The 20,513-nt window shown below is 71.9% G+C and carries 18 protein-coding genes; 4 read left to right on the top strand and 14 right to left on the bottom strand.

Annotated elements, in window-relative coordinates; translation table 11 throughout:
* Positions 1–104: 104 nt before the first annotated feature.
* A complete protein-coding gene (locus ACZ5DS_RS02365; protein ID WP_468233119.1) occupies positions 105–572 on the top strand; it encodes an RDD family protein in 468 nt (155 codons plus the stop codon).
* Between the two features lie 113 nt (positions 573–685).
* Here ACZ5DS_RS02365 and ACZ5DS_RS02360 read toward each other — a convergent pair whose 3' ends face one another.
* From ACZ5DS_RS02360 to lipB, 4 genes are all read right to left on the bottom strand, one after another.
* Positions 686–1,387: a DUF4191 domain-containing protein gene (locus ACZ5DS_RS02360; RefSeq protein WP_468233117.1), complete on the bottom strand. Its 702-nt coding sequence runs from the start codon at positions 1,385–1,387 to the stop codon at positions 686–688.
* A gap of 61 nt (positions 1,388–1,448) precedes the next feature.
* Positions 1,449–1,646, bottom strand: a complete 198-nt coding sequence (locus tag ACZ5DS_RS02355) for an SCO2195 family GlnR-regulated protein (protein ID WP_386574392.1) — start codon at positions 1,644–1,646, stop codon at positions 1,449–1,451.
* A 217-nt stretch (positions 1,647–1,863) separates the two neighbouring features.
* A complete protein-coding gene (lipA, locus tag ACZ5DS_RS02350) occupies positions 1,864–2,853 on the bottom strand; it encodes a lipoyl synthase (protein WP_468233116.1) in 990 nt (329 codons plus the stop codon).
* A 123-nt stretch (positions 2,854–2,976) separates the two neighbouring features.
* Complete coding sequence (gene lipB, locus ACZ5DS_RS02345; RefSeq protein WP_468233115.1) at positions 2,977–3,774, bottom strand: lipoyl(octanoyl) transferase LipB; 798 nt, start codon at positions 3,772–3,774, stop codon at positions 2,977–2,979.
* 250 nt (positions 3,775–4,024) lie between these two features.
* On the opposite strand from lipB, the gene ACZ5DS_RS02340 reads away from it, so the two are divergent.
* Entirely contained in the window at positions 4,025–5,491 is a 1,467-nt protein-coding gene (locus ACZ5DS_RS02340) for a regulator (RefSeq protein WP_468233113.1), read from the top strand.
* A gap of 243 nt (positions 5,492–5,734) precedes the next feature.
* Here ACZ5DS_RS02340 and ACZ5DS_RS02335 read toward each other — a convergent pair whose 3' ends face one another.
* From ACZ5DS_RS02335 to ACZ5DS_RS02325, 3 genes are all read right to left on the bottom strand, one after another.
* On the bottom strand, positions 5,735–7,099 hold the full coding sequence (locus ACZ5DS_RS02335) for an NAD(P)/FAD-dependent oxidoreductase (protein ID WP_468233111.1): 1,365 nt from the start codon (positions 7,097–7,099) through the stop codon (positions 5,735–5,737).
* Between the two features lie 214 nt (positions 7,100–7,313).
* Positions 7,314–8,207: a TIGR01777 family oxidoreductase gene (locus ACZ5DS_RS02330; RefSeq protein ID WP_468233110.1), complete on the bottom strand. Its 894-nt coding sequence runs from the start codon at positions 8,205–8,207 to the stop codon at positions 7,314–7,316.
* Between the two features lie 105 nt (positions 8,208–8,312).
* Positions 8,313–9,506, bottom strand: a complete 1,194-nt coding sequence (locus ACZ5DS_RS02325; RefSeq protein WP_468233109.1) for a MarP family serine protease — start codon at positions 9,504–9,506, stop codon at positions 8,313–8,315.
* 199 nt (positions 9,507–9,705) lie between these two features.
* Here ACZ5DS_RS02325 and ACZ5DS_RS02320 point away from each other — a divergent pair, with 199 nt between their 5' ends.
* Together ACZ5DS_RS02320 and ACZ5DS_RS02315 are read left to right on the top strand one after the other, a co-directional pair.
* On the top strand, positions 9,706–10,584 hold the full coding sequence (locus ACZ5DS_RS02320) for a peptidoglycan recognition protein family protein (RefSeq protein ID WP_468233107.1): 879 nt from the start codon (positions 9,706–9,708) through the stop codon (positions 10,582–10,584).
* 107 nt (positions 10,585–10,691) lie between these two features.
* Positions 10,692–11,087 carry a DUF397 domain-containing protein gene (locus tag ACZ5DS_RS02315; protein WP_468233105.1) on the top strand — a complete coding sequence of 132 codons (396 nt, stop codon included), beginning with the start codon at positions 10,692–10,694 and terminating at the stop codon, positions 11,085–11,087.
* A 365-nt stretch (positions 11,088–11,452) separates the two neighbouring features.
* On the opposite strand, the gene ACZ5DS_RS02310 is transcribed toward ACZ5DS_RS02315, so the two are convergent.
* The 7 genes from ACZ5DS_RS02310 to sucB all read right to left on the bottom strand — a co-directional run bounded on the left by ACZ5DS_RS02310 (position 11,453) and on the right by sucB (position 20,455).
* Positions 11,453–12,016: a hypothetical protein gene (locus tag ACZ5DS_RS02310; protein ID WP_468233104.1), complete on the bottom strand. Its 564-nt coding sequence runs from the start codon at positions 12,014–12,016 to the stop codon at positions 11,453–11,455.
* A gap of 48 nt (positions 12,017–12,064) precedes the next feature.
* A complete protein-coding gene (locus tag ACZ5DS_RS02305; RefSeq protein ID WP_468233102.1) occupies positions 12,065–12,916 on the bottom strand; it encodes a helix-turn-helix domain-containing protein in 852 nt (283 codons plus the stop codon).
* Between the two features lie 297 nt (positions 12,917–13,213).
* Positions 13,214–13,732, bottom strand: a complete 519-nt coding sequence (locus tag ACZ5DS_RS02300; RefSeq protein WP_468233863.1) for a DUF4240 domain-containing protein — start codon at positions 13,730–13,732, stop codon at positions 13,214–13,216.
* 59 nt (positions 13,733–13,791) lie between these two features.
* Complete coding sequence (locus ACZ5DS_RS02295; RefSeq protein ID WP_468233100.1) at positions 13,792–14,808, bottom strand: helix-turn-helix transcriptional regulator; 1,017 nt, start codon at positions 14,806–14,808, stop codon at positions 13,792–13,794.
* 56 nt (positions 14,809–14,864) lie between these two features.
* Entirely contained in the window at positions 14,865–17,576 is a 2,712-nt protein-coding gene (gene aceE / locus ACZ5DS_RS02290) for a pyruvate dehydrogenase (acetyl-transferring), homodimeric type (RefSeq protein WP_468233098.1), read from the bottom strand.
* A gap of 297 nt (positions 17,577–17,873) precedes the next feature.
* A complete protein-coding gene (locus tag ACZ5DS_RS02285; RefSeq protein WP_468233097.1) occupies positions 17,874–18,497 on the bottom strand; it encodes a GntR family transcriptional regulator in 624 nt (207 codons plus the stop codon).
* Between the two features lie 182 nt (positions 18,498–18,679).
* A complete protein-coding gene (gene sucB, locus ACZ5DS_RS02280) occupies positions 18,680–20,455 on the bottom strand; it encodes a 2-oxoglutarate dehydrogenase, E2 component, dihydrolipoamide succinyltransferase (RefSeq protein WP_468233096.1) in 1,776 nt (591 codons plus the stop codon).
* Positions 20,456–20,513 lie beyond the last annotated feature (58 nt).

The following is a 20,513-nucleotide window of genomic DNA, read 5'->3' as shown; positions in this document are numbered from 1 at the left end:
GGCGTGACCCGTTTGTTTCGCAGAAGTTAACCGGCCACGGTTCCACCGTAGCGCCGACACACCCCTGTGCGCCCTGCCGGAATCCGGGCGCGTACCGTGGACGGGTGGACAACAGGCAAGCAATCGGATCGTGGCTCTCCGGGCCGCGCGCGGCCATGGAAGAAGCCGGTGCCGACTTCGGGTACCGGGGCGAGAAGCTCGGCCTCCCCCAGGAGGGACCGAACTCGATTGCCCGGCCCGGCAGGCGCCTCGGGGCCCTGGCCGTCGACTGGGGTCTGTGCGTGTTGATCGCATACGGCCTGATCACGCATGGCAACAGCCCGGCCACCAGCAACTGGGCGCTGCTCGTCTTCTTCGTGATGAGCGCCCTCCTGGTCGGCACGCTCGGCTTCACCCCGGGCAAGCGCCTCTTCGGCCTGCGGGTCGTGGCCCTGGAGACGGGCACGGTCAACCCGCTGCGCTCCCTGCTGCGCACGGTCCTGCTCTGCCTCGCGGTCCCCGCCCTGATCTGGGACCGGGACGGCCGCGGCCTGCACGACCGGCTGGCGAAGACGGTGGAAGTGCGGAGCTGATCGGCGTACGACGAAGGATCTGATCCCGTACGGCGAAGGACCTGATCCACGTACGACGAAGGGGGCGCCCGGAGTGATCCGGGCGCCCCCTTTCTCGTTCTCGTCGAGGGTGCCTAGCGGGCCTTCGGGCCGCCCTTCGGCATCCGCATGCCCTTCGGCATCGGGCCCTTCGGCAGCGGCATGTTGCTCATCAGGTCGCCCATGGCGCGCAGCCGGTCGTTGGTGGCGGTCACCTGGGGACCGGTCAGCACCCGCGGGAACTTCAGCATGGTCGTGCGCAGCTTCTTCAGCTCGACCTGGCCCTCGCCCGTGCCCACGATCACGTCGTGCACCGGCACGTCCGCCACGATGCGGTTCATCTTCTTCTTCTCGGCGGCCAGCAGGCTCTTCACCCGGTTCGGGTTGCCCTCGGCGACCAGCACGATGCCGGCCTTGCCGACCGCGCGGTGCACCACGTCCTGGCTGCGGTTCATCGCCACCGCCGGGGTCGTCGTCCAGCCCCGGCCGATGTTGTCCAGGACGGCCGCGGCGGCGCCCGGCTGGCCCTCCATCTGGCCGAAGGCGGCTCGCTCGGCCCGGCGGCCGAACACGATCGCCGTCGCGAGGAAGGCGAGCAGCAGGCCCAGGATGCCGAGATAGACCGGGTGGCCGATCAGGAAGCCGATCGCGAGGAAGACACCGAGGGTGCCGATGCCGACGGCCGCGAGTACAAGACCGATCTTTTTGTCGGCCTTGCGGGTCATCTTGTACGTGAGAGCGATCTGCTTCAGTCGCCCTGCGTTCGCGGCGTCCGCCGCGGTTTCCTTCCTCGCCATGGCACGAAGTCTACGTGGCCCCGGGAGTGCCCACGACGGCAGTGCCCGGTGCGGGAGGGGTTCAGGAGCGGGTGGCGGCCTGTTCGAGTACGCGCTGCGCCTCGACCCGGTCCTTGGCGCGGCGGCGGTCCTCGAGCACGGAGGTCCAGGCGTTGCGGCGGGCCGTGCGCTGGCCGCCGCTCATGAGCAGGGACTCGACGGCGCGGAGCGCGTCGGTGAAGGACGGGATGGCGGTGGCGCGAACGGGCGCGGCCTGCATGATCGAGGTCCCCCCTCGGGACGGGTGCTGTACGAGGCGTGATACCAGAGTCACTGATTGGTGTTACCAGGGCGTGACCGACCGGTCAAACACCTATGAAGCCTTGATACAGAGCACCGAAACACCGACGCGGCCCTGACGGTCGCCCTCATCAGCGAGGACGGTCAGGACCGCGTCAAGTCGGCCATTACTGGCCAGTAATTGCTTGTGCGTGAATTCACACAGCCTGGGCCGCGATGGAGGAGCCGCCCTGCTGCGGAGCAGCTGACTGACGCTGTTCGACGGCCATCTGGTACAGGCGCCCGGCGCGGTACGAGGAGCGGACCAGCGGGCCGGACATCACGCCGGAGAAGCCGATCTGCTCGGCCTCCTCCTTCAGCTCCACGAACTCGTGCGGCTTGACCCAGCGCTCCACCGGGTGGTGGCGCACGGAGGGGCGCAGATACTGGGTGATGGTGACCAGCTCGCAGCCCGCGTCGTGCAGCTGCTTGAGCGCCTCGCTGACCTCCTCGCGGGTCTCGCCCATGCCGAGGATCAGGTTGGACTTGGTGACCAGGCCGTAGTCGCGGGCCTCGGTGATGACCTTCAGGGAGCGCTCGTAGCGGAAGCCGGGGCGGATGCGCTTGAAGATCCGCGGCACGGTCTCGACGTTGTGCGCGAAGACCTCGGGGCGGGAGGCGAAGACCTCGGCGAGCTGCTCGGGGACCGCGTTGAAGTCCGGAGCCAGCAGCTCCACCTTCGTCCGGCCGCCCGCGCGCTCCGCCGTCTGCTGGTGGATCTGGCGGACCGTCTCGGCGTACAGCCAGGCGCCGCCGTCCTCCAGGTCGTCGCGGGCGACGCCGGTGATGGTGGCGTAGTTCAGGTCCATCGTGACCACGGACTCGCCGACGCGGCGCGGCTCGTCGCGGTCCAGGGCCTCGGGCTTGCCGGTGTCGATCTGGCAGAAGTCGCAGCGCCGGGTGCACTGGTCGCCGCCGATGAGGAAGGTCGCCTCGCGGTCCTCCCAGCACTCGTAGATGTTCGGACAGCCCGCTTCCTGGCAGACCGTGTGCAGGCCCTCGCTCTTCACGAGGTTCTGCATCTTCGAGTACTCGGGACCCATTTTCGCCCGGGTCTTGATCCACTCGGGCTTGCGCTCGATGGGGGTCTGGCTGTTGCGGACCTCCAGGCGCAGCATCTTGCGTCCGTCGGGTGCGACTGCGGACACGACCGGCTCCCTGCTGTTTGCTTTGCGTAGTCTTCGATTCTTCGGCGCACCCCAGCGTACGCCCGTGTTAACTGAGCCCTACTGGTGAGGCCAACCTCGCGGCCGCAGGGCGCATTCCCTCGATCAGGCGGATGCCTTCTCGATCACCCGCGGCTTCAGCTCCGCGTTCTCCAGTACGTCCCTCAGGTGCCGCTCGGCCACCGGCAGGACCTCGCCGATGGTGATGTCCCGGCCCAGCTCGTTCGCGAGAGAGGCCACGCCTGCGTCGCGGATGCCGCACGGGATGATCCGGTCGAACCACTTGTTGTCCGGGTTCACGTTGAGCGCGAAGCCGTGCATCGTGACGCCCTTGGCGACGCGGATGCCGATCGCGGCGATCTTGCGGTCCTCGCGGCGCTGGCCGGCGTTGGAGGGGGCGTACTCCGGGCCGTTGAGCCGCGGGTCGAACTCCTCGTCGTTCAGCCGCGGGTCGAAGTCGAGGGAGAGCCCGCCGAGCGCCGGCCGCTGCTCGACCGGGTCGCCGAGCACCCACACGCCGCTGCGGCCCTCGACCCGGGTGGTCTCCAGGCCGAACTCGGCGCAGGTGCGGATGAGCGCCTCCTCGAGGCGGCGTACGTGGGCGACGACGTCCACCGGGCGGGGCAGCTTCTGGATCGGGTAGCCCACCAGCTGGCCGGGGCCGTGCCAGGTGATCTTGCCGCCGCGGTCCACGTCGATGACCGGGGTGCCGTCCAGCGGACGCTCGCTGTCCGCGGTACGGCGGCCCGCCGTGTACACCGGGGGGTGTTCCAGGAGGATCACGGTGTCGGGGACCTCGTCGGCGAACCGGGACGCGTGCACCCGGCGCTGCTCGTCCCACGCCTCCTGGTACTCGACGGCATCCGCACCGAACCCCATGCGGACGAACCGCAACTCACTCACGGCAAGCGCCTCCCTCAGCGAACCGGTGTGTCAGGCCTGTAACGCGCCCACGCCACTGTACGTCCGACCGGCACACGTCAGCCCTGGGGGCAATCCTCACACGATCGGATGAATGTGCCGTGAAGCCTGTGATCGGCTACTCACTCTCCGCTACATTCGCGCCGTCCACGAGGCCATAAGGGCTGCTCACAGGCAATCCGGGCACTTCAGGAGCACCGAAGGCACCGGAAGGCAGGAGATCGCACCGCAGATGACGGACCGACCCGCGCAGCGCACCCCCAACCGCCAGCTCGCCGCGCTCATCGCAGAAGCGGGGTTCTCCAACGCGGGTCTGGCCCGTCGCGTCGACCAGCTCGGTCTGGAGCACGGGCTGGACCTCAGATACGACAAGACATCGGTCACCCGCTGGCTGCGCGGCCAGCAGCCCCGGGGCACGACGCCCGCCCTGATCGCCGAGGTCTTCACGCGCCGGCTCGGGCGCCGGCTCACCGCCCAGGACCTCGGCCTGGACGCCTGCGCGCCGGTGTACGCCGGGCTGGAGTTCGCGGGCACCCCCGAGGAGGCCGTCGACATCGTCAGCGGGCTGTGGCGCAAGGACTCCGGCAGCCACATCGAGCTGCGCAAGATCGCCTTCACCCCGGCGGGGCTCGTCGTGCCCAGCCGGGACTGGCTGATCGGCAAGCCCGACGACAAGGTGGCCCGCGAGTCGCCGCCCCGGGTGCCCGCCCAGGGCCGCCCCGGCCCCGCCAAGGACCGGCCGGACGCCGCGGCGGCCCCGCCCCGGACGCGCGGACACGCCGCCCGCGCGCCCGGTCACCGGGTCACCGGCGGTGACATCGCCGCACTGCGCTCGGTCGGCGAGCTGTTCCGCACCCTCGACGACGCCTACGGCGGCGGCCACGCCCGGCAGGCCCTCGTGCGCTACCTGGAGCACGAGTGCGAGCCGATGCTGCGCGGCACCTACGACGAGCAGACCGGGCGCCGTCTGTTCGCCGCGGCCGCCGACCTCACCCGGCTCGCGGGCTGGACGTCGTACGACATCGCCGCGCACGGACTTGCCCAGCGCTACTTCGTGCAGGCCCTGCGCCTCGCCCAGGCGGCCGGCGACCGGGCCTACGGCTCCTACGTGCTGGTCACCATGAGCCGCCAGGCCGTCTACCTCGGGCACGGCAGGGAGGCGGTGCAGCTCGCGCGGGTGGCGCAGCAGGGGGTCGGAACCGGCGCACCGCCGGTCGTGCAGGCGCTGCTGCACGCCTCCGAGGCCCGCGCGCACGGGGTCCTCGGGGAGGTGCGGTCGTGCACCGGGGCGCTCGTGCGGGCCGAACGCGCCCTGGAGGCGGCCCGGCCCGGGGACGACGTGCCGTACTGGGCGCGGTTCTTCGACGAGGCGCAGCTCGCCGACGAGTTCGGGCACTGCCACCGCGATCTGCAGCAGTTCCGCGCCGCAGCCCAGCACGCGGAGCGCTCCCTCCAGCTGCGCGCCCCCTCCTTCGCCCGCAGTCGCCTGTTCTGCCGGGTCGTCCTCGCCACCGCCCGGCTCGGCCTCGGCGAACTCGACCAGGCCTGCACGCTGGCCGCGGAGGCAGCCGGCCAGGCGGCGGAGATGCGCTCCGCTCGCGCGCTCGAGTACGTCAAGGACTTCGAGCGGCGTCTGGAGCCGTACAAGGACGCGGCACCGGTGAGGGGGTACCGGGACAAGATCGCCGCCCTGAGCTGAGCGGGGTCCGGCACCGCCGGCCGGCGGTGCCGGACTGTCCGTCTAGGGCCTGTTGCGAAAGTCCCGTCGTCCGCCCGAAGGGCGGGCCCGGCGCCCGCCGCGGAAGCGGCTGATGTCGCCGTCGGTGCGTGCTCTCGGCGTGCCGGGTGCAGGCCCTCGTACTGGACGTACTCGGGTCTGTGCCCGGTGCGGCGAGAGTACGTGCCGGGCGTTGCCGGGCAGGCGGGACTTTCGCAACAGGCCCTACGCCGCTCGCGGCAGGGTCGGCGCCGGGTCGGCCGTGTGCATCGAGCCCGCCGCACCCAGGTCCGCCAGGATCGCCGCGGCGGCGCGGTGGGCCGAGTGCAGGGCGCCCTGGACGGTGCTGGTGTCGCGGTGGTCGCCGCAGACGTAGAGGCCGGCCAGGAGGCGTACCGGGCGGCGCAGGTCGTGCGGGGGGCGCATGGCCGGTACCGCCTCTGGGGTGTGGTGCACGGCGAGCGTCTCCCAGCGGCGCGTCGAGGTGCCGTAGAGCCGCGAGAGGTGGATGCGGACGGCGGTGTCGATCGCGTCGGGCGGGGTGCCCAGCACGGTCGAGGAGATCAGCACGCGGCCCGCCGGTGCACGGCTCGGGTCGATGGTGCTGAGCACCGCCGTGTGCGCGACCGGTCCGCCGCGGTCGGCGTCCAGCAGCAGTGACGTGCCCGTCGTGAAGGCCGCCGCCGGGTCGTCCGTGGTGTGGTGAACGACCGTCACCGGGTGGAAGTCCGGCACCCTGAGGCCCGGCAGCAGCTCCGCCGCGGCCCGCGCGTCGGTCGCCAGCAGCACCGCACGGCAGCGGATCTCACCGTGCTCGGCCGTGCTCACCGAGGTCGTGGACACGGAGGTGACCCGCACCCCGGTGCGCACGGTGCCGGGCGGCAGCGCCCCGGCCAGCAGCTCCGGCAGCACCTCCGCGCCGCCCTCCGGCACGCACAGCCGGCCGCTCGCGAAGGAGTGCAGCGCCAGGTCGGCGCACCGGCTGGACGTGGTCAGCTCCGGATCGCACAGCAGCGCGGCGAGCAGCGGACGCAGAAAGCCCTCGATCGTCCGCGCCGGCACCCCACGGGCCGCGAGAGCCTGCGCGGCGGGCAGTTCGGGCCGGGACAGCAGGCGTTCCACGGGAGTGGCCGCGATCCGGCCGAGGGCGGTGCCGAGGCGCGCCTGGTCGACCGCGCCGCCCACGGGCGCACCGGACCGGCCAGGCGCGGCCGACGGGCCCCTTGGGGCGCTCGCCAGGGCGCGCACCACATGGAGTGCGCCCCTTGCGCTCCCTCCGGCCGCCGGAGCGCCCGCGCGGTGCATGTGTCCGTCGCGGTGCAGCAGCACACCGGGTGCGAGGCGGCGCAGGGCGAGCGAGCCGAGCCCCGGGGTGCGGCGGAGTTCGGGATAGGACGTGGACAGCAGCTGTCCGATGCGGTCGAGCCGGAAGCCGTCGACCTTCTCGGTCGACATACGGCCGCCCACGTAAGGGGCGGCCTCCAGGACTGTGGTGGTTACTCCTGCGCTGGTGAGCCGATGGGCCGCCGAGAGTCCGGCGATTCCGGCTCCCACGATGACGACGTCCACCTGGTTCGCGGGCTCAAGCACGAGGCCCCTCCTGTGGTTGCGCGGCCGGTGGAGACGTCATGCCCCCAACAGGCTCCAGGGATACCCGAGTTCGGCTCGAGGTTAGGGCCGTGATCGGTCAGGAACAGTCGCGCATGGACAGAGCACGGTCGCACGACGGTCGCATACGGTCACAAGAGGTCGCAGGAGATCTCAGGAGCTTCCTGACGTCATGTCAGAGCTTCCTGATGTCAGGTCAGGCCGCGCGGATCGCGTCCTCGATGCCGGGGAACGCAAACGTGAACCCCGACTCCAGCAGCCGCTTCGGCACCACCCGCTGGCTGCCCAGCACCTCCCCGGCCATCTCGCCCAGCACCGCCCGCAGCACCGGCGCCGGCACGGAGAACAGCGTCGGCCGGTGCAGCACCCTCCCCATCGCCTCCGTGACCTCACGGTTCGTCAGCGGCTGGGGCGCGGTCAGGTTGAACGGCCCGGACAGCGACGCGTGGTCGATGAGATACCGGATCGCGGCGACCTCGTCGTGCAGCGCGATGTACGACCAGTACTGCCGTCCGTCGCCCATGCGCCCCCCGAGCCCCGCCTTGAACAGCGGGAACAGCCGCCCCCAGGCCCCGCCGCCGCGCGCGACCACCAGCCCCGTGCGCACGAACACCGTCCGCACGCCCGCCTCCTGCGCCGGCGCCGCCGCCTCCTCCCACTCCACGCACAGCGACGGCAGGAACCCGTCCCCGGGCGGCGTGTCCTCGTCCACCGCCCGGTCGCCCGTGTCGCCGTAGATGCCGATCGCGCTGCCGTTCACGAAGACCCGTGGCGGGGTGTCCAGCGCGGCCACCGCCTGAGCCAGCGCCGCCGTGCCGAGCACCCGGCTGTCCCGGATCAGCCGCTTGTACTCCGGCGTCCAGCGCCGGTCGCCGATCCCCGCCCCCGCGAGATTGACCACCGCGTCGCAGCCGACCAGCCCGGCCGCGTCCACCTGCTGCCGCTCGGGGTCCCAGCGGACCTCGCTCCCGTCCCGGGGCGCACGGCGCACCAGACGCACCACCTCGTGCCCGTCCGCGGTCAGGGACCGCACCAGGGCGCTGCCGATGAGACCGGACGCACCGGCCACTGCGATTCGCGAACGTTCCATGGCCCCATCCTTCACCGTCGCGTCCAAGGTGGCCGTCCACCGCCGCGTCCGTACGTCGACGACGTGCTCATGGGGCGCACCCTCTGAGCCCCTGGACCGCACGCCTCACGACTCGACCAGCTGCCCCGTGTCCACCGGCGTCGTCGCCGAGGCGGCCCGGCCGGCGTCGCCCGCCACCTCGTCCGCCGTCAGCACGTACCCCGTCTCGGTGTCCGAGGTGGAGCGGGCGAAGACCATGCCGAACACCCGGCCTTCGGTGGTCAGCAGCGGGCCGCCGGAGTTGCCCGGCCGGACCGTCGAGCGGATCGAGTAGATCTCCCGGGTGACCGTGTGGTTGTTGTAGATGTTCTGGCCGGTCGCCCGCACCCGCCCCGCCACCGTCGCCGCCTGCAGGTTCAGGTTCCCGTCCTGGGGATAGCCCGCGACCACCGCCGAGTCGCCGCGCGCGGCGGTCTTGTCGAACCGCAGCACCGGCGCGTGCAGCTGCGGCACGTACAGCACCGCCACGTCCCGGTCGGGGTCGAAGAGCACCACCCGGGCCCCGTACGACTGCCCGACCCCGCCCAGGCGCACGCTCGGCCGGTCGATGCCCGCCACCACGTGGGCGTTCGTCATCACATGCCGCGGCGCGTACACGAAACCGCTGCCCTCGCGGCCCTCGGTGCCGGCGGCGCCCTCGATCTTCACCGTGCTCCGCTTGGCCGCGTCGGTCGCGGCGGGCGTCACGCTGTCGCCCGTGGGCCTGGGCACCCGGGCCGTCGACTCGTTCTCGAACGGGTTGAAGACCTGGGGGAACCCCGCCTCGGTCAGCGCGGACGTGGCCCGCGAGAACCACACCGGGGTCGTGTCCGGCATCGTCTGCTGGACCGCGCCCAGCAGCGCCGAGTTCCGTATCGCCGTCGTCAGCGTCTGTGACGAGGACGCGCCCAGCACGCTCGCCGCGACCCAGGCCACGATCAGCACGGCGACCGCGTTGGCCGCCGCACCCCCTATGCCGTCCGCCACCCGCAGCGGACCCCGGCCCTCCCGGTCCAGCTCCCGCCGCAGCCGCAGCGCCAGCCGGCCCGCCAGCTCGTGCCCCACCATGCCCGGCACCAGCACCGTCAGCACCGCCAGCACGGTCGCCGCGGCAGACCCGCGCACCGCCAGACCCGTCACCCAGGGCAGCGCCCACACGCCGACGAGCGCGCCGCCCACGAAACCGGCCAGGGACACGCAACCGGCCACCAGCCCGCGCCGGTAACCGGCCGCCGCGTAGACGACGATCACCAGCACAAGCACCAGGTCGAGCAGGTCCACGGAGCCGCCTTTCTCTCGGACCCCCTAGTACGGGCGGGACGGGCCCGATGATCAGTCACGCGTGCGCGTGGACGGCCACCGGACGGCGAACCGGCCACGTGTGCGTATATCCCCAGAAACGTCAGCCACCAGGACGATGGTTCCACCGGGTGGCACAGCACACATCGCGAGCCGGATGCCGCGGTCCGAGAGTGGCCCTATGCCTGCCTTCAAGCGTGTCTTCCGAAGATCGCGGGGAGCGCGGCAGCGGTGGGCCGTACGCATCCCCGGCACCCTGCTGGTGCTGCTGGGGTGTCTGCCCGGCCTGGCCGCCGTCCTCGCGCTGGTCCTGTGCGCCCGCGGCGCCGAGCGCCCCGTGTCCGCGCGCCTCGCCCAGCCCGGCGCGGGCCTGCCCCGGTCGGCCCACCAGGCCGCCCGGCCGCGCATCGTGCCCCGCTCCGTCTGGCTGGATCGCGCCGTCGCCGCCCGGCACACCCAGCCGCCCCCGCGCTACGACGACAAGGTGGTCGCCGTCTTCGTCCACCACACCGACTCGACCAACCGCTACGCCTGCACCGACGCGCCCCGCATCATCCGCGACCTGTACGCGGGCCAGACGGGCCCCCGCGCCTGGGACGACATCGGCTACAACTTCCTCGTCGACCGCTGCGGCACCATCTACGAGGGCCGCGCCGGAGGCGCCGACCGGCCCGTCACCGGTGCCCACACCCAGGGCTTCAACCACCGCACCGCCGGCATCGCCGCCCTCGGCACCTTCACCGCCGGCGTCCCCGTCCCGCGGGCCATGACCGACGCGATCGCCGCCCTCACCGCCTGGAAACTCGGCCTCGCCGACATCGACCCGCGCTCCCGCTCCCGTCTGGTCTCCAGCAACGGCCTCAGCCGCTACAAGACGGGCAGCACCGCCACCCTGCCCGCCGTCGCCGGCCACAACGAGGGCTTCATGACCAGCTGCCCCGGCGCCGCTCTGACCGCCAGGCTCCCGGAGATCCGGCGGACCGCGGCCCGCCTGCAGGGCCGTACGACCTCTGCTCCCGCGCGCACGGAAACGCCCCAGCCGGCTCACCGCACCCCCTGAGATCCCCGTCAAGTCCCTTGTGTGACAAGGCAATCGGGGCTTGTTTGCAACTTGGCGCAGCGCTTTGGAGAGCCTAGCCTTTTAGGGCAAAAGTGAGGCAGGAGTGAGTGACCGGCGGTCGGGTTGTGCCGCGCACTGGCCACTCCCGCCGTCATCCTGCGGGGCTCCGCGCGCGTGCGGTACGGTGCGTGCGCACCGGCGAAAGCGGGAAATGCGGGAAATACGGGGGTTTCCAGGCGTGGAGCAGCCTCGGACCGTACGGTCGTCGACCGTGGGGTGAGAGGGAGTCAGGGGTGGGCGACGGTGACCTGCTCGCACTCGACTGGCGCAAAAGCAGTGCATGCGACCCGTACGAGTGCGTGGAAGTCGCCCGGAAGGACGACGGGGGAGTTCACGTGCGTGCATCGCATCGTCCGGACGGGCATGTCATCGCCTTCGAGGCTCCGGCCTGGGGGGAATTCCTGCGCGCGTTATGCGGTAGAACCCTGGAAGGGCCGGCATGAGGGGCGACGAGTTCCGGCCATGGGAACGGGGCGAGAACAGGCACGGGGGGTGGCTGTGGTTCGATTGGACCCAGCAGTGAGACGACATCCGCATCACCACCATGGTCCGATTCAGCTGCCTGGGGGCGAGATGGGGGAATCCGCCAAGACGTCGCTTCCCGTCGGAGACGCGGACCGGCCGCGGGGCAGATCACTCCTGCTGCTGGCCGTCCTCCTCGTCGTCGGCTTCGTCCTCTCCGGGGGTACGGCCACGCTGGTGGGCGTTCTGCTGTCGCTGGCGGTGACGCCAGAACTGCGGCCGTGGGTGTGGGGGGTGTCAGGTGCGGTGACGGCGGCCGTCACCGGGGTGCTCCTCGACCGGGGGGCTACGGCTGCAGCTCGTCGCTTCCCGCAGCTGGCCGCTCGGGCTCAGGGGGACGGACGGTTCCGGGCGCCGGAGTAGGCGGGTCCTGGGGGTGCCTCCTCCGCCGGGCGCGTATTCGGCGGACGCCGATGACGAGCGCGCCGACGCCACCGAGCAGCCATGCGCTCAGCCTCACGGCGTCCAGGGACGGATAGGAACCCGGGGCGATCTTGTGGCTCAGGGCGTGTATGCCAACGGGGATGTGCGGCCGGGCCCACAGCATGCCGACGACGACGAGCACCGCGAGAAACCGCAACAGGGCCCGGGTCGAGCCGAGGACCGAGTGCATGAAATAGAGCACCAGGTCGTTGACCGTGGTGTTCTTGTCCGGGAGGACGTCCCGCGGGGAGGCGATGTCGTTGCCGCCCCTGCCCGGTATCTCCCCACCGGCCGGCTCGGGCTCGGGATCCGGCTCCTCGGAAGCCGTCCCCGCTGCCGGCGGCGAGGCGGATTCCGGCGCGGCTGCGCCGGGGCCGGCACCCTTGCCCGCCTGCCATCGCCGTATCCAGGTGAAGACACCCGCCACGGGCCCTCTCCGATCTCTGCCCGACTGTCTCCAGTGCGGTGGAACCTGCTAGGGGTACTGGGCCAGCACCTCGTCGATGAAGTCGATCGCCTCGTCACCGGACACGGCCTTCCCGCGGGACTCCTCGAACCTCGCCAGGTACTCGACGACGGCCTCCTGGTCGTCGCGGGTCGTCAGCGCGCCGTTCGGGCCCTCCACGAACAGGGCGTCGTCGCCCTCGCGGAACGTCAGCGCGATCGAGCCGTTGCGCAGCACCGGGTGCGCGCCCTGCTTGAAGGGCATGACGCTCAGCTCGACGTGCGGGACACGAGCGACGGACCTCAGCCGCTCCAACTGCTCGCGCATGGTGGCCGGTCCGCCGATCCAGCGGCGCAGCGCCGCCTCGTCGACGAGGAACCGCAGCCGCGGACCGGTCGCCTCCTCCAGCAGCCTGCGCTGCCGTTCGGCGCGCAGCCGCACGATCGCGTCGGTCTTCTCGGCCGGCCGGCTGCCGTCCGCCAGCAGCGCGCGGGTGTAGCCCTCGGTCTGCAGCAGGCCGGGGACGAGCGTCGGGTCGTAGGCGGACAGTTCGCCCGCCGCGCTCTCCAGGCCGAGGTACACGGCGAACTGCGGGCTCACCACGTCCCGGAACCCGCTCCACCAGGGCGGCCGCCGGCTCTCCCGGGTGGCCTGCTCCAGGTCGCGGCGGATCGTCTCGTCGGTGACGCCGTACAGATCGAGGAGGGCGCGCAGATCGGTCACGGACACCCCGACCGAGCCGCCCTCGATGCGGATGACCTTCGACGGTGACCAGGACAGGCGCTCGGCCACCTCGGGCTGGCTGATCTGCGCGTCATTGCGGTAGGTGCGCAGGGCGAGACGCACCCTGCGCCGTTCCAGAGCCGGATCTTTCGATGTCATCTCCTCGCGGTCCCGATTCTTTGTCGAGGGTGACTTCGAGCTGCCACCTGGCAGTTGCCACCTGGCAGCCTGCCGGTGGCACTCTGCCAGGGGCGGCCTGCTACCTGGCTGCCCTGAGGGATGCCTCAGCCTACCTCGGGCGCAGGATTGACGGGGAACGCGCGCTGGCGCATGGTTTCTGACGGTGTGTCCAGTGGGACGGGAGATACCGGGGGAGCCGGTGAATCCGCAGCTCAGACAGGGAAAAGGTCGCTCGCGGGCCCGATGGATCGTTTTCGGTCGAGTTGCGCGCCGGAATCAGCCCTTGAAACGCGCCGAAAGTTTGGGATAAAGCTCGGTGAGGACCGCCTCGTTCTCGAAGTCGATCGGAGTGCCCTCGGGTTCGGCGGGCGCCGGCGCGATCCCGAGGTCCGGGGCGACGGTCCCCGTGAGCTGCTCGTACGCCTCGTCCGCCGCGTACCCCAGCTCCTCGCCGTCGCCGTCGATCTCCTCGTCGAAGTCCTCGAGCAGTTCGGCCAGGGAGTCCGGGGCGTGCAGGGCGCCCTCGAAGACCTCCCGGCCCTGGCCGATGAGCCAGCACCGGAAGTAGTCGAAGGCGTCGTCGCTCGCCCCGTCCAGCAGCACCCAGGCGGCGCCCCACAGGTCCCAGTGGTAGGCGCGGTTGTAGCGGGACTCGAAATGACGGGCGAAGTCCAGGACCGTCTCCGGGTCCAGCTGGAGCAGGCGCTCCACCAGCAGGTCGGCCTGCTCCTCGGGGTCGCCCTCGGCGGCCTCGCGGGTGGCGTCGATCAGCTCCCAGAACTCCGACTCTTCCATCACGGGTCCAGCATCGGGCCTGAGCCGGTGGGGCGCACGTGGAGTGCGGCGGATCGTTATCAGACGTTCCCGTGCCCGTACCGCGCGGCGAGCCGGGCCGCGTCCGCCGCGAACCGCTCGCGCAGACCCGCCGGCGCCAGCACCTCGGCCTCCGGCCCCAGCGCCGTCAGCTGCGTGTGCGCGACCTCCTCCGACTCCACCGGCACGGTCACCGTCACCCACCCCCCGGCATCCGGCTCGCCCGCGCCGGCCAGCGCCTCGCGCGCGGAGAGCGGGTCGACGGCGTACGGCAGCCTGCGCACGCCCTCCGGGGACAGCCGTACGACGACCTCGGCGCGCAGGATCGACCGGGCGAACCCCTCGGCCTGCTCGGCCCAGTGGCCCGGCAGGTCGAAGTCCGGGTCACGGCCGAAGCGCTCCTCACGGGCCTCGACGGCGTCGAACCGGTCGATCCGGTACGTCCGGAAGGCACCGCCGTCGGCCACCCGCGCGCACAGGTACCAGACGCCCGCCTTCAGCACGAGCCCGTACGGCTCCAGCTCCCGCTCGACCACGGTCGCAGCATCATCGGCGCGCCCCTCCGGCTCCGCGCCCGGGCGCCGGTAGACGGCCCCGATCCGCCGGTCGTCCCACACCGCCTCGGCGATCGCGGGCAGCAGCGCGGGTGTCTCCGGCTCCCGGAACCAGGCGGGTGCGTCCAGATGGAACCGCTGGGCGGCGCTGTCCGGGGCGTCCCGCAGGGAGGGCAGCAGCGCGGCGGAGACCTTCAGCCGGGCGGCGGAGGCGATGTCCTCCAGACCCATCTCCCTGAGCGCCCCCGGCACCCCGCTCAGGAACAGGGCCTCGGCCTCGCTCCGCGCCAGCCCCGTCAGCCGCGTGCGGTATCCGCCGATCAGCCGGTACCCGCCGGCCCGCCCCCGGTCGGCGTACACCGGCACTCCCGCCTCCGACAGCGCCTGCGCGTCCCGCGTGACCGTCCGCTCCGACACCTCCAGCTCGCGCGCGAGTTCGGCGGCCGTCATGGCGGAGCGGGACTGCAGGAGCAGCACCATCTTGATGAGCCGGGCAGCGCGCATACGGCCATCATGCAACGAGGCCCCCCGCCGCAGCGGGGGGCCTCATCGGTCGGCTCTTACAGCCCGTACTTCTCGCGCGCTTCCTTCACCGCCGTGGCCTTGACCTCGCCGCGCTTGGCGAGCTGGGCCAGGGCCGCGACGACGATCGACTGGGCGTCGACGCCGAAGTGGCGGCGGGCGGCCTCACGGGTGTCCGACAGACCGAAGCCGTCGGCGCCCAGCGAGGACCAGTCCTGCTCGACCCACTGCGCGATCTGGTCCGGGACCTGGCGCATGTAGTCGGAGACCGCGAGCACCGGGCCCTCGGCGCCCTGCAGGGCCTGGCGGACGTACGGCACGCGCTCCTCGCCGCGCAGCAGGGCCGCGTCGGCCTCCATCGCGTCACGGCGCAGCTCCGACCAGGAGGTCGCGGACCACACGTCGGCGGCCACGCCCCACTCCTCGGCGAGCAGCTGCTGCGCCTGAAGGGCCCAGTGGATCGCCGTACCGGAGCCGAGCAGCTGGATGCGCGGGGCGTTGGCCGGGGCGGTCACACCCGCGGACTCCGCCGTGTTGAAGCGGTACAGACCCTTGACGATGCCCTCGTCGATGCCGAGCCCGGCCGGCTTGGCCGGCTGCGGCAGCGGCTCGTTGTAGACCGTCAGGTAGTAGAAGACGTTCTGGTCCTCGCCCGGCTTGGCCTCGCCGTACATCCGGCGCAGACCCTCACGGACGATCACCGCGACCTCGTAGGCGAAGGCCGGGTCGTACGTCAGCGCCGCCGGGTTCGTCGCCGCGATCACCGGGGAGTGGCCGTCGGCGTGCTGCAGGCCCTCACCCGTCAGCGTCGTACGGCCCGCCGTCGCGCCGACGAGGAAGCCGCGGCCGAGCTGGTCGCCGAGCTGCCACATCTGGTCGGCCGTGCGCTGCCAGCCGAACATCGAGTAGAAGATGTAGAAGGGGATCATCGCCTCGCCGTGCGTGGCGTACGCGGTGGACGCGGCGATGAAGTCGGCCATCGAACCGGCCTCGGTGATCCCCTCGTTGAGGATCTGGCCGTTCTTGGCCTCCTTGTAGTACATCAGCTGGTCGCGGTCGACCGGCTCGTACGTCTGGCCCTTGGGGGAGTAGATCCCGAGGGACGGGAACAGCGACTCCATACCGAAGGTGCGCGCCTCGTCCGGGACGATCGGCACCCAGCGCTTGCCGGTCTCCTTGTCGCGGACCAGGTCCTTGACGAGGCGGACGAAGGCCATCGTCGTCGCCACGTTCTGCGAGCCGGAGCCCTTGTCGAAGGAGGCGAAGGCCTTCTCGGCGGGGGCGGGCAGCGGGGCCAGCGCGTGCGTACGGCGGGCCGGGGCCGGGCCGCCGAGGGCCGCGCGGCGCTCCTGGAGGTAGCGGACCTCGGGGGAGTCGGCGCCCGGGTGGCCGTAGGGCACCACGCCGTCGACGAAGTCGCTGTCCTTGATCGGCAGGTCGAGCAGGTCGCGCATCGCCTTGAACTCGTCCACCGAGAGCTTCTTCATCTGGTGGTTGGCGTTCTTCGACGCGAAGCCCTCGCCGAGGGTGAAGCCCTTGACCGTCTGGGCCAGGATCACGGTCGGCGCGCCCTTGTGCTCGACGGCGGCCTTGTACGCGGCGTAGACCTTGCGGGCCTCGTGGCCGCCGCGGGAGAGGTGGAAGACCTCGAGGATCTTGTCGTCGCTCAGCAGCTTCGCCATCTCGACGAGCGCCGGGTCCTTGCCGAAGAAGTCCTCGCGGATGTAGGCGGCGCCCCGGGTCTGGTACGTCTGCACCTGGGCGTCCGGTACCTCGCGCAGGCGGCGTACGAGCGCGCCGGTGGTGTCGAGCTGGAACAGCTCGTCCCAGGCCGAGCCCCACAGCGTCTTGACGACGTTCCAGCCGGCGCCGCGGAACTGGGCCTCCAGCTCCTGCACGATCTTGAAGTTGGCGCGGACCGGGCCGTCGAGGCGCTGCAGGTTGCAGTTGATGACGAAGGTGAGGTTGTCCAGCTCCTCACGGGCGGCGAGCGCGAGGGCCGCCGTGGACTCCGGCTCGTCCATCTCGCCGTCGCCGAGGAACGCCCACACGTGCGAGGCGGAGACGTCCTTGATGCCGCGGTTGGTGAGGTAGCGGTTGAAGCGCGCCTGGTAGATCGCGGAGAGCGGGCCGAGGCCCATGGAGACGGTGGGGAACTCCCACAGCCAGGGCAGGCGGCGCGGGTGCGGGTACGACGGCAGGCCGTTGCCGCCGGACTCCTGGCGGAAGTTGTCGAGGTGCGCCTCGTTCAGGCGGCCGTCGAGGAAGGCGCGGGCGTAGATACCCGGGGAGGCGTGGCCCTGGATGTACAGCTGGTCGCCGGAGCCGGCGGCCTCCTGGGATTCCTTGCCCTTGAAGAAGTGGTTGAAGCCGGTCTCGTAGAGCCAGGCCGCGGAGGCGAAGGTGGCGATGTGGCCGCCGACGCCGTACTTCGAGCCGCGGGTCACCATGGCGGCCGCGTTCCAGCGGTTCCACGCGGTGATCCGGGCCTCCATCGCCTCGTCACCGGGAACACCCGGCTCGGCGGCGGTGGGGATGGTGTTGACGTAGTCGGTCTCGAGGAGCTTCGGCAGCGCGATGCCGCCCGCCTCGGCGCGCTCCAGCGTGCGCCGCATCAGGTATGCGGCGCGGTGCGGCCCGGCCTCCCTCGCGACGGCGTCCAGGGAGGCCTGCCATTCGGCGGTCTCCTCGGGGTCGCGGTCAGGGAGCTGGTCGAGCGCGCTCGGCTGGATGGCGTTGGGGTCGGTCATGTCGCCGCCTTCCTCAGTCGAAGGGGGTTCCCTCATCGGTAAGGGTTCGGGGGTGCCCTTGGTCTTTGGCAGGACAGGGCAGACGGACTTCGGTGGCGGTGTCGATTTGCGACTCCGTCGCGTGTCCGTCGGCGACTGTAACTCCCTGATCGATGATCGATCAAAGCCTTGAGGGGTAAAACTTCTCGATTACGAGAAAGTAGGCACCGGGTGCCTTCGGTGATGGCACCGGGTGACGTCGAATCGCCTTGTTTTCGCAGGTGGGGCGGCGTATGAGCGGGGGCGCGCTCTACTGAATCAAGCCCGCGGTGCGCAGCCGAGCACGTGGGCCTTCACCAGCTCCGCGATCCTCGGATCCCGGCGCTTGAACGCCTGCACCAGCTCCTCGTGCTCCTCCGCGTACGACTGCTGGACCGTGCCCAGCCAGCGGATGGACAGGGCCGTGAAGACCTCGATGCCGAGCCCTTCCCAGGTGTGCAGCAGCACCGAGTTGTTCGCGGCGCGGACCAGCTCGCGGTGGAAGCCGACCGTGTGGCGGACCTGGGCCGTGCCGTCCGCCTTGCGGTCGGCCTCGTACAGGGCCAGGACGTGCGGCTCCAGGGCCGAGCAGTCCTCGGCGAGGCGGTCTGCCGCCAGCTCGGCCGCGATGGCCTCCAGGCCGGCTCGGACCGGGTAGCTCTCCTCCAGGTCGGCGGCCGTCAGGTTCCGTACGCGGACGCCCTTGTTCGGTGCGGACTCGATCAGGCGGAGGGACTCCAGCTCGCGCAGGGCCTCGCGGACCGGGGTCTGGCTGACCTCCAGCTCGGTGGCGATCCGGCGCTCCACGATGCGCTCACCCGGCTGCCAGCGCCCGCTGACGATTCCCTCCACGATGTGCTCGCGGATCTGTTCGCGCAGCGAGTGGACGACGGGCGCGGTCATGGGGGCTCCTTCGGGAGGGCTGACGTTTAGACAATACGGCGGGTTCGCTCTGCGGGTAGGGCGCGTGGGGGTGCTTTTGCGCAGGTGAGACGAGGCTTACACGCAACGTGTGCCGACAAACACGGACGCCCCGCCCGGAGAAGCTCCGGACGGGGCGCCGTACAGGCGAAAGCCCAAGTGGCTTACAGGCCCAGCTCGACCTCGAACTCGCCCGCCTCCAGGATGGCCTTGACCGCCTTCAGGTAACGGGCCGCGTCGGCACCGTCGACCAGGCGGTGGTCGTAGGAGAGGGTCAGGTAGGTCATGTCGCGGACGCCGATGACCGTGCCCTCCTCGGTCTCGATGACGGCCGGACGCTTGACCGTGGCACCGATGCCGAGGATCGCGACCTGGTTCGGCGGCACGATGATCGTGTCGAACAGTGCGCCGCGCGAGCCGGTGTTGCTGATGGTGAAGGTCGCGCCGGACAGCTCGTCCGGGGTGATCTTGTTGGCGCGGACCTTGCCCGCCAGGTCGGCCGTGGCCTTGGCGATACCGGCGATGTTGAGGTCGCCGGCGCCCTTGATGACCGGGGTCATCAGGCCCTTCTCCGAGTCCACCGCGATACCGATGTTCTCGGTGTCGAAGTAGGTGATCGTGCCCTCGGCCTCGTTGATCCGGGCGTTGATGACCGGGTGGGCCTTCAGCGCCTGGGCGGCGGCCTTGACGAAGAACGGCATCGGGGAGAGCTTGACGCCCTCGCGGGCCGCGAAGGAGTCCTTCGCCTTGGCGCGCAGCTTCATCAGGCGCGTGACGTCGACCTCGACGACCGACGACAGCTGGGCCTGCTCGTGCAGCGCCTTGACCATGTTGTCGCCGATGACCTTGCGGATGCGGGGCATCTTGACGGTCTGGCCGCGCAGCGGGGAGACCTCCAGCGCCGGGGCCTTCCTGGCGGCGGCCGGGGCGGCGGCGGCCGGGGCCGGAGCGGCGGCGGCGGCCTTCGCGGCCTCGGCGGCGGCGATGACGTCCTGCTTGCGGATACGGCCGCCGACGCCGGTGCCCTTGACGGTGGCCAGGTCGACGCCGTTCTCGGCGGCGAGCTTGCGCACCAGCGGGGTGACGTACGCGCCCTCGTCGGTCGCCTGGGCGGCGGCGGGGGCGGCAGGGGCCGGGGTGACCGGGGCCGGAGCGGCCGGCGCGGGGGCCGGAGCCGCGGGGGCGGCCGGGGCAGCGGCGGCGGGCGCCGGGGCCGGAGCGGCGGGAGCCGGGGCCGGGGCAGCCGGAGCCGCGGGGGCGGCCGGGGCAGCGGCGGCGGGCGCCGGAGCCGGGGCGGCCGGGGCCGGAGCGGCGGCCGGGGCGGCACCGGGGGCGCCGATGACGGCGAGCTTGGCGCCGACCTCGGCGGTCTCGTCCTCGCCGACCACGATCTCGAGCAGCACACCGGAGGTGGGCGCCGGGATCTCGGTGTCGACCTTGTCCGTGGAGACCTCGAGCAGCGGCTCGTCGGCCTCGACGGAGTCGCCGACCGACTTCAGCCAGCGGGTGACGGTGCCCTCGGTGACGGACTCACCGAGCGCGGGCAGGACCACGTCGGTGCCCTCGGCGCCACCGGCCGGGGCGGCGGCGGGGGCGGCCGGAGCGGCGGCCGGGGCCTCGGGGGCCGGGGCCTCAGCCACCGGAGCGGCCGGGGCCGGAGCCTCGGCAGCGGCGGGGGCCGGGGCGGCAGCGGGCGCGCCCGTGCCGTCGTCGATCACGGCCAGCTCGGCGCCGACCTCGACGGTCTCGTCCTCGGCGACCTTGATGGAGGCCAGCACGCCGGCGGCGGGGGAGGGGATCTCGGTGTCGACCTTGTCGGTCGACACCTCGAGCAGCGGCTCGTCGGCCTCGACGCGCTCGCCCTCGGCCTTCAGCCAGCGGGTGACAGTGCCCTCGGTGACGCTCTCACCGAGCGCCGGAAGGGTTACGGAAACCGCCATGGTTTCGGTTGCTCCTTACGAATTGCGGAAGTCTGTGTCGTCGCGCCCGTGACCGAAG

It is taken from the genome of Streptomyces sp. NPDC031100 (genome assembly GCF_055570785.1).
The sequence above is the reverse complement of the archived record's forward strand: the minus strand, read 5'-3'. Positions and strand labels throughout refer to the sequence as shown.

What these genes read in the sequence shown, in the direction of transcription:
- ACZ5DS_RS02330 (WP_468233110.1), bottom strand. Translation starts at nt 8,207, where the DNA reads ATGGAACGTTCGCGAATCGCAGTGGCCGGTGCGTCCGGTCTCATCGGC.
- ACZ5DS_RS02285 (WP_468233097.1), bottom strand. Translation starts at nt 18,497, where the DNA reads ATGACCGCGCCCGTCGTCCACTCGCTGCGCGAACAGATCCGCGAGCAC.
- ACZ5DS_RS02305 (WP_468233102.1), bottom strand. Translation starts at nt 12,916, where the DNA reads ATGACATCGAAAGATCCGGCTCTGGAACGGCGCAGGGTGCGTCTCGCC.
- ACZ5DS_RS02355 (WP_386574392.1), bottom strand. Translation starts at nt 1,646, where the DNA reads ATGCAGGCCGCGCCCGTTCGCGCCACCGCCATCCCGTCCTTCACCGAC.
- ACZ5DS_RS02340 (WP_468233113.1), top strand. Translation starts at nt 4,025, where the DNA reads ATGACGGACCGACCCGCGCAGCGCACCCCCAACCGCCAGCTCGCCGCG.
- ACZ5DS_RS02295 (WP_468233100.1), bottom strand. Translation starts at nt 14,808, where the DNA reads ATGCGCGCTGCCCGGCTCATCAAGATGGTGCTGCTCCTGCAGTCCCGC.
- ACZ5DS_RS02300 (WP_468233863.1), bottom strand. Translation starts at nt 13,732, where the DNA reads ATGGAAGAGTCGGAGTTCTGGGAGCTGATCGACGCCACCCGCGAGGCC.
- aceE (WP_468233098.1), bottom strand. Translation starts at nt 17,576, where the DNA reads ATGACCGACCCCAACGCCATCCAGCCGAGCGCGCTCGACCAGCTCCCT.
- sucB (WP_468233096.1), bottom strand. Translation starts at nt 20,455, where the DNA reads ATGGCGGTTTCCGTAACCCTTCCGGCGCTCGGTGAGAGCGTCACCGAG.
- ACZ5DS_RS02320 (WP_468233107.1), top strand. Translation starts at nt 9,706, where the DNA reads ATGCCTGCCTTCAAGCGTGTCTTCCGAAGATCGCGGGGAGCGCGGCAG.
- ACZ5DS_RS02360 (WP_468233117.1), bottom strand. Translation starts at nt 1,387, where the DNA reads ATGGCGAGGAAGGAAACCGCGGCGGACGCCGCGAACGCAGGGCGACTG.